At 74.0% G+C, this 7,468-nt stretch carries 8 protein-coding genes; 5 read left to right on the top strand and 3 right to left on the bottom strand.

The genetic code is table 11. The features are described from left to right. Positions 1–158: 158 nt before the first annotated feature. Positions 159–965: a HugZ family protein gene (locus ABYE80_RS14245; RefSeq protein WP_372790947.1), complete on the bottom strand. Its 807-nt coding sequence runs from the start codon at positions 963–965 to the stop codon at positions 159–161. 55 nt (positions 966–1,020) lie between these two features. Here ABYE80_RS14245 and ABYE80_RS14240 point away from each other — a divergent pair, with 55 nt between their 5' ends. Further along, complete coding sequence (locus ABYE80_RS14240; protein ID WP_372790946.1) at positions 1,021–1,821, top strand: aminotransferase class IV; 801 nt, start codon at positions 1,021–1,023, stop codon at positions 1,819–1,821. Next, positions 1,818–2,888, top strand: coding sequence for a non-hydrolyzing UDP-N-acetylglucosamine 2-epimerase (gene wecB, locus ABYE80_RS14235; RefSeq protein WP_372790945.1), 1,071 nt, complete (start codon positions 1,818–1,820; stop codon positions 2,886–2,888). The genes ABYE80_RS14240 and wecB overlap by 4 nt, the downstream gene beginning before the upstream one ends. Positions 2,889–2,896: 8 nt before the next feature. On the opposite strand, the gene ABYE80_RS14230 is transcribed toward wecB, so the two are convergent. Both ABYE80_RS14230 and ABYE80_RS14225 read right to left on the bottom strand, forming a co-directional pair. After that, positions 2,897–4,183 carry a nucleotide sugar dehydrogenase gene (locus ABYE80_RS14230; RefSeq protein ID WP_372790944.1) on the bottom strand — a complete coding sequence of 429 codons (1,287 nt, stop codon included), beginning with the start codon at positions 4,181–4,183 and terminating at the stop codon, positions 2,897–2,899. Between the two features lie 3 nt (positions 4,184–4,186). Next, entirely contained in the window at positions 4,187–5,212 is a 1,026-nt protein-coding gene (locus ABYE80_RS14225) for a Gfo/Idh/MocA family protein (RefSeq protein WP_372790943.1), read from the bottom strand. A gap of 21 nt (positions 5,213–5,233) precedes the next feature. Between ABYE80_RS14225 and ABYE80_RS14220 the strand changes: the two genes are divergently transcribed. From ABYE80_RS14220 to ABYE80_RS14210, 3 genes are read left to right on the top strand one after another with little or no spacing between them, the layout of a single operon-like run. After that, positions 5,234–5,953, top strand: a complete 720-nt coding sequence (locus tag ABYE80_RS14220) for an acyltransferase (protein WP_372790942.1) — start codon at positions 5,234–5,236, stop codon at positions 5,951–5,953. Further along, positions 5,938–6,645, top strand: a complete 708-nt coding sequence (locus ABYE80_RS14215) for a hypothetical protein (RefSeq protein WP_372790941.1) — start codon at positions 5,938–5,940, stop codon at positions 6,643–6,645. The genes ABYE80_RS14220 and ABYE80_RS14215 overlap by 16 nt, the downstream gene beginning before the upstream one ends. Continuing rightward, positions 6,633–7,265: an RDD family protein gene (locus tag ABYE80_RS14210; RefSeq protein WP_372790940.1), complete on the top strand. Its 633-nt coding sequence runs from the start codon at positions 6,633–6,635 to the stop codon at positions 7,263–7,265. Before ABYE80_RS14215 ends, ABYE80_RS14210 begins: the two co-directional genes overlap by 13 nt. The last annotated feature ends 203 nt before the right edge of the window (positions 7,266–7,468 follow it).

Below are 7,468 nucleotides of genomic sequence, written 5' to 3'. Positions count from 1 at the left end.
TCGACGTAGCCGACGTCGACGGCCATGGCCCGCTCCACCAGGTCGGCGACGACCTCGGCGTTGCTGTCGTCGACGAGCCCGACACCACGGGCCAGGCGAAGGACGCGCTCGAGCGTCGCGCCGGCGTCGTCGGGCTGCGGACCGGACGCCATCGGCCGTCAGGCGCTCGCCCGCGCGCGCCGGGCCAGCTCGACCGTCGCGGCGCGCAGCCCGTCGGCGGCGGTCAGTGGCGCGGCGTACCCCACCCGCGTGATGCCGGGACCGCGCGGGGTGTCGACCGAGAGGTCGAGGCCGAAGCGATCCGCCGACGTGCACGTCGCCGACGTCGCGTCGGGATATCCGCCGAGCGCCCGCGCCATCGCGAGCAGCGCGTCGCCGTGATCGGCGTTGAGGTGGGAGACGGCCCCTGCGGCCACGGCGCTGACCGGGTCGGGGCGTGCCGCCGCGTAGGCGGGCGCATCCGCGGAGTCCATGCGCCCGTAGCCGCCGACCCAGCGAACCCTGTCGACCGCGACGATCCACAGCGAGAAGTCGCTGTAGTCCAGGTAGTAGCGCGCGGCGGGCACCGCGTCGAGATGGGCCGCACGGGCCGCGGCGTGTTCGTCCGCCGCGGGGCGCCGCGCGGTGCCGGCGAGCGTCACGCGAGCGCTGGCGAGCGGGTCCGCCGGGATCTCGGGCTGCACGATCGCGAGGCTGACGCGCTGGTCGTCGTCGAGGTTGCGGCCGTGCTCTGCGAGGCGCGAGACGCACAGGACGGGGGAGCCGTCGTCCAGGCAGCCGTACGTGACGAACGACGCCCACGGGTGCCCGTCGGCGGTCAGGGTCGCCAGCGTGGCGCGGTTGGTGCCGGCGACCAGCGTGCGGGCCTCCTCGGCGGCGGTCCTGCGCGGGACGTCGGCGACAGGGGTGAGCGGCGCCGCCGTGGACGGGGCGTCGCCGGGGTCACCGTGGTCGAGCTCGGGCACGTGGCAGACACTACGCGGCTCCGGCGGCCCGCACCGTGCGGGTAAGGTGCCGGACGTGCACGGCCCGCGGCTCGCGATCTTGGACGGGGAGGTCCTGCCCGCGGACGAGGCGCGGATCCCGGCGTCCGACGAGGGCTTCCTGCGCGGCGACGGCGTCTTCGAGGTCGCCCGGCTGTACCAGGGCCGGCCGTTCGCCTGGGAGGAGCACCTGGCTCGCATGCAGACCTCGGCCGAGAACCTCCGGCTCCCGTTCGACGCCGCCCAGGTCGACACCGACGTCCGCACGCTGCTGGCGGCGGCCGGGCCCGTGGACGGTGCCGTCCGCGTGGTGGTGACGCGGGGCGGCGCTCGGCTCGCCCTCGTCGAGGACGTGCGCGAGCAGCCGGCGGCGATCACGCTGGCGACCGTCGTGTACGCGCCGACGCGGATCCTGGACGGGATCAAGTCGCTGTCCTACGCGGCGAACATGCTCGCCGGACGGCTGGCGGTCGAGCAGGGCGCCGACGAGGCGCTGCTGGTGACCCCGCACGGCCGCGTGCTGGAGGCTCCGACCTCCGCCTTCTTCTACGTCCTCACGGGGGATGCCACGCTGTACACGCCGCCGCTGGACGATCACATCCTCGACTCGATCACGCGGCGGCGCCTGATCGGCCTCACCGGGGCGATGGAACGCGTCACGGCGCGCGACGACCTCGCCAGGCTCGACGAGGCGTTCCTCGCGTCGTCGCTGCGGGAGGTGCAGTCCGTCCAGGCGATCGATGGGCGCTGGTTGACGTCGGCGCCGGGGGATCGCACCGTCGAGGCCGCGCGCCTCTTCTCCCGGATGGTCGCCGCCGACCTGGGGCTCGACGCATGAGGGTCCTCACGGTCATCGGCAACCGCCCGCAGTTCGTGAAGGCGGCGGCGGTGTCGCGACGGCTCCAGGAAGTGGCCGACGAGATCCTCGTGCACACGGGGCAGCACTACGACGACGAGATGAGCGCGGTCTTCTTCAGCGAGCTGGGGGTGCCTCGGCCGTCGCTCGAGCTGGAGCTCGGCACCGGCTCCAACACCGAGCAGACCGCGCGCATGCTCACCGCGCTCGCCCCGGTGATCGGCGAGCACCGCCCGGACGTCGTCCTCGTGTATGGCGACACCAACTCGACGCTCGCCGGGGGGCTCGCCGCGGCGCAGGCGGGTGTCCCGGTCGCGCACGTCGAGGCGGGGATGCGGTCGTTCGACCGCGCGATGCCCGAGGAGCTCAACCGTGTCCTGACCGACCACCTGTCGTCGCTGCTGCTGTGCTCCTCCGACGTGCCCGCCGAGCACCTGGCCCGCGAGCACGTCGTCGGCGACGTCGAGATCGTGGGGGACGTCATGGTCGACGTGGCCCTGCTGGTGCAGCCCCGCGCCCGGGAGGACGACGCGCCGCTGCGGGACGCCGGGGTGCAGGCCGGCGAGTACGTGCTGGTCACCGCCCACCGGGCCGGGAACGTCGACGACCCCGAGCGCCTGCGGCGCCTCGTCGACCTGCTCCTCGCGCTGCCCTGTCCGGTCGTGCTCCCGCTGCACCCGCGGACGGGCGCGCGCCTGGACGCCCAGGGGTGGCTCGACGATCTGCTCGCCGCCGAGCACGTCCGCCTCACCCCGCCGCTCGGGTACCTGGCGTTCACCGCGCTCCTGACCCGTGCGCGCGCGATGCTCACGGACTCGGGCGGGGTGCAGAAGGAGGCGTATCTCGCGGGCGTCCCGTGTGTCACGCTGCGAGACACCACGGAGTGGACCGAGACGGTCGACGCGGGCTGGAACGTGCTCGTGGACCTCGACCGCGACGCGGCGCTGGCCGCGCTCGATCGCGTGGTCCCGGAGCACCGGCCGATGCTCTACGGCGACGGCCGGGCGGGCGAGCGGGTCGTCGAGGCGCTCGTGCGCCGGTTCGGGTAGACGCGGCGTCAGGCGGGCCGGCCGATCGCGCGCAGCGTGACGCCCGCGCTCGCGAACCGGGCGGCATCCAGGATGCCGCGGCCGTCGACGACGGCGCGCGCGCCGGCCAGATCCTCCGGACCGAGACCTGCGTAGGACGCGTGGTCGGCCTGCAGGACGGCCGCGTCGATCGCGGTGCCGTCCCACGGGTCGAACCCCAGGGCGCGGAGCTCGTCGGCGTCGTACAGCGGGTCGGCGGCGACCGGGTGCGCGCCCGCCGCGGCGAGCGCGTCTCGGAGCGCGAACGCCCCCGAGAACGCCGTCTCCTTGACGTCACCGCGGTAGGCGACGCCGAGGATCAGGACCCGCGACCCCGCCACGACTCCGTCGAGCGCCTGTCCCAGCAGCTGCACCGCGTACTGCGGCATCGACGCGTTGACGTCGCGGGCCGTCGCGGGCAGTCGCGCCCCCGGATCGCCCTCCAGGTAGAAGCGGGGGTAGACCGGGATGCAGTGCCCGCCGACCGCGATGCCGGGACGGTGGACGTGGCTGAAGGGCTGGGAGTTCGCCGCGTCGATGACGGTCGTGATGTCCAGTCCGTGCCGGTCCGCCGCCATCGCGAACTCGTTGGCCAGCGCGATGTTGACGTCCCGGTAGGTGGTCTCCACGAGCTTCGTCATCTCGGCGGCCTCCGCGCTGCCCATCGCCCGCACCTCGGCGGTCAGGAACTGCGCGTAGCAGGCGATGCCGCGATCCTCGCCCTCCGGGGAGATCCCACCGACGAGCTTCGGGTAGGTCTCCAGGTCGCGGAAGACGCGACCGCTGAACACGCGCTCCGGGGAGAAGACCGTGAAGAAGTCCTGCTCGCCGCGTCGGCCGCTCCCGGCCTCCAGCGCCGGAGCCACGCGCGTCCGCGTCGTCCCGACCGGCAGGGTCGTCTCGATCGACACGACCGTCGCCCTCGCCGCCGGGGCGGCGCCGAGGCCGCGGGCGATGTCGGCGACGACGGCGTCGAGGATGGCGAAATCGGGTCGGGCGTCGGCATCGACGATCAGCGGCGGGACGGCGATCACGAGGTCCGCGCCGGCCGCCACCGCGGCCGCCGTGTCGGTCTGGGCGCGCAGCCGTCCGGCACGGACCGTCTCGGCCAGGCCGTCCTCGAGCCCCGGTTCGCCGGGGAACGGCGCACGGGCGTCGTTGACCAGGCCGACGACGCGCTCGTCGACGTCGCAGCCGACGACGTCATGGCCGGCGCGGGCGAGGGCGACGGCGACGGGCAGCCCGATCTTGCCCAGGGCGACGACGACCGCGCGCATCGGTCAGACCGTGACCATGTCGACGGTGTGCCCGGTCGCGGCCGCCTGGAGCACGGCTTCGGCGGCGATCACCGTCTCGAGGCCCTCCTGCAGCGTGACGACGCCCGTGCCCTCGGTCCCCTCGAGCAGGTCGCAGAACGCCTCGAGCTCGACGAGGAGCGGCTCGCGGCGCGCCAGGGCGAACCGCGTCATGTCCCCCTCGCTCACGCCGCGCAGCGTGCGGGTCGCGTCCCACGAGGACGTGACGTCGCCGTTGCGGTACAGCGTGAGGTCCGCGGTCAGCGTGTCGGCGACGAGCATGCCGGTCTCCCCGAGGACCCGGGTGCGGCGGACCTTCGTCGGTGAGAGCCAGTCGACGACGCAGTTGAAGGCGACGTCGGAGACCAGACGGCCGGTGGCGAGCACGAGGTCCTCGTGCTCGCGGCCCATGCGGTGCTGGGTCTCCGCCGCGACGCGGCGCACGGAGGACCCGCCGATCCAGCGCACGAGGTCCAGGTCGTGGGTTCCCAGGTCCTTCACGACCCCGACGTCCCGGATCCTGGCCGGGAACGGGCCCACCCGTTCCGTGGCGATCAGGAAGACCTCGCCCAGGTCGCCGGCCTGCACGCGCCGGCGGAGATCGAGCAGCGCGGGGTTGCAGCGCTCGACGTGCCCGACAGCGGCGAGCGTTCCGGCCCGCTCGACGCAGGCGATCAGCTCCCGGGCGTCCTGCGCGGTCCCGGCGAGGGGCTTCTCGATCAGCGCGTGCACGCCGGCGTCCGCGAGGGCGCGCACCGCCGGGAGGTGCTCGTCGGTCGGGACGGCGACGACGGCGAAGTCGAGGCCACCGGCGGCGAGCAGGTCCTCGAGGCTCGCGAACAGCAGGGAGGGGTCGCGGATCGCGCCGTGGGCGTCCCCGCCCGGATCGACGGCGCCCGCGAACGTCACGCGCGGCATCGCCTGGAGGAGTCTGGCGTGATGGCGGCCCATCATCCCCAGCCCCAGCACCGCGCCGCGCAACGTGCGGCTGTTCGAGGAGGAGGCGGTCACGGCGAGGGTAGGGTATCCCGGATGACCTTCTCGGATGTCCCGGGCCTGGTGCTCAGCCCTACCGCGACCGTCGGCGAGGGCGTGACCTTCGGCGCGCACGTGGTCGTCCACGACGATGTCGTCATCGGAGACGGCGTACGGATCCAGGACGGCGCCGTGCTCGGCAAGCCCCCGACGCTGTCGCCGCGCTCGAGCTTCGCGGGGGCGGACACCGCCGCGCCACTGGTGATCGGGGACGGGGTGGCGATCTGCACCCACGCCGTGGTCTTCGCCGGGGCGCAGCTCGCCGCCGGCGTCATCGTCGGCGACCACGCGGTGATCCGGGAGCGGGCGGTGATCGGCGCGGACTCGGTCGTCGGCCGTGGTGCCACCGTCGATCCCGACGTGACCATCGGTGCGCGCGTGCGGCTGCAGTCCCACGTCTACGTGACCGGCGGCAGCGTCGTGGAGGACGACGTCTTCGTCGGTCCGTGCGCGGTGACCACCAACGACGACACGATGGCCCGGCACCCTCCCGGCGCCCCGCTGCGCGGCGCGACGCTGCGCCGGGCCTGCCGCATCGGCGGCGGCGCGGTCCTGACCCCGGGCGTGGAGATCGGCGAGGAGGCGTTCGTCGCAGCAGGCGCGGTCGTCACGACCGACGTCCCCTCCCGGGCGATCGTGATGGGTGTCCCGGCGCGCGTCGTGCGTCGCGTCCCGGACTCCGAACTGCTCGAGCGGGAGCCGTGGACCTCGACCTGACACGCTCGCCGCTGCCGACGGCGCGCCGCCGCCGAGAGCTCGCGGAGCGGAGGACCCGTGCCCTCGGGGCCGCCGCCCTGCTGACCACCGGCGCGGTGATCGTCGTCGAACTGGCCCGTGTGTGGCGAAAGAGCGGTGCGGCGCCCACCGACGCCGAGGAGGCGGTCCTGGCGGCCGAGCGCACCATCGAGCAGACCGTGGACGTGGCGGTCGCGGGCTACAAGAAGGGGTCCACGCGCGAGAACGCGCTGTTCAACATGCTCGTCTCGTTCTCGATCGCCTTCGGGCTGGCCCGCTGGTCGACGGCGCACATCCGTCGTACCGGGCGTCGCTTCGGACCGTTCCGCGACCTCCACGTCGGGGGCAATCACGTCCACCACTTCGTGCCCGGGATCGTGCTCGCGTTCCTGGCGGGAGGGATCTCGGTGGCGACCGCCAACGAGAAGCTCGACCCGTTCCTGGCCGTGCCGTTCGGGGTGGGCGTCGCCCTGACGCTCGACGAGACCGCCCTGCTGCTGAAGCTCGACGACGTCTACTGGTCGGAGGAGGGCATCGTCAGCGTGCAGGTGACCTTCGCCACGCTGTTCATGCTGTCGGCGCTCGCGCTCGCCCTGCGACTGCTCGCCCGCGGCGAGGCCGAGGTGCTCAGCGCATCGAGCGATCCCGACCGTCAGGTGCCGTGGGCGCCGTGAGCCCGGCGTTCGGCGACGACGAGGGGACGGTGGGCACCGACGCGTTCGGACGCCCGAAGGATCGCGGGTACGGCGACGGGCCGGTCCCGCCGGGGGCCCGCCCGGCGCCGGGTCCCGCTGGACCGTCGGGGCTTCCCGGCATGGGTCCCGGCGACGCGCCCTTCGTCCTGGCGTCGTGGTGGCAGCGAGCGGTCGCGGCGGTCGTGGACGGGTTCGTGGTCCTGGCCATCGCCGTCGTCCTGTTCGTGCCCCTCGCCGCGACCGGTGTCACGGTCGACACCGACGCGGGTGCGTTCGCGCTGATCGCGGGGTTCCTGGTCGCCGCCATGGTGTTCGCGGCCGCGGCCCTCGTCTATCAGCCGCTCATGCTGTGGCGGACCGACGGTCGGACGGTCGGAAAGTTCGCGACCGGCATCCGCGTCGTGAAGACCGATCGCACGCCGATGGACATCACCACCGCGATCCTGCGCGAGGTGGTGCTCAAGAGCGTCGCGCTGGCCTTCCTCGCCAGCTTCACCGCCGGTATCGCCTACCTCGTCGACTGGCTCTGGCCGCTGTTCGACGACGAGCGCCGCGCCCTGCACGACTTCCCGGTGAACACGCGGGTCGTGGTGGCCTGAGGGAGCGACGGTCGGCGCGGTGACCGCCGCTCCGCCCCGGGATCCCGCGTGGCCGACTACGCCACGCTGGGGGTCCGGCCGGCGATCGTCTGCTCGCCGATCTCGGTCCAGATGACCTGGTCGCGGCCGGGGCCGACGCTGATCTGCGCGATCGGCACGCCGGTCTCCTCGGCGATGAACGCGAGGTAGTCGCGCGCGGCCTG

The organism is Paraconexibacter sp., from assembly GCF_041602235.1.
Classification (GTDB): Bacteria; Actinomycetota; Thermoleophilia; order Solirubrobacterales; family Solirubrobacteraceae; genus Paraconexibacter.
The sequence above is the reverse complement of the archived record's forward strand: the minus strand, read 5'-3'. Positions and strand labels throughout refer to the sequence as shown.

Bases quoted from the DNA above. Each gene is read 5' to 3' on its own strand.
- ABYE80_RS14220 (WP_372790942.1), top strand. From the start codon at position 5,234: ATGACCTTCTCGGATGTCCCGGGCCTGGTGCTCAGCCCTACCGCGACC.
- ABYE80_RS14230 (WP_372790944.1), bottom strand. From the start codon at position 4,183: ATGCGCGCGGTCGTCGTCGCCCTGGGCAAGATCGGGCTGCCCGTCGCC.
- wecB (WP_372790945.1), top strand. From the start codon at position 1,818: ATGAGGGTCCTCACGGTCATCGGCAACCGCCCGCAGTTCGTGAAGGCG.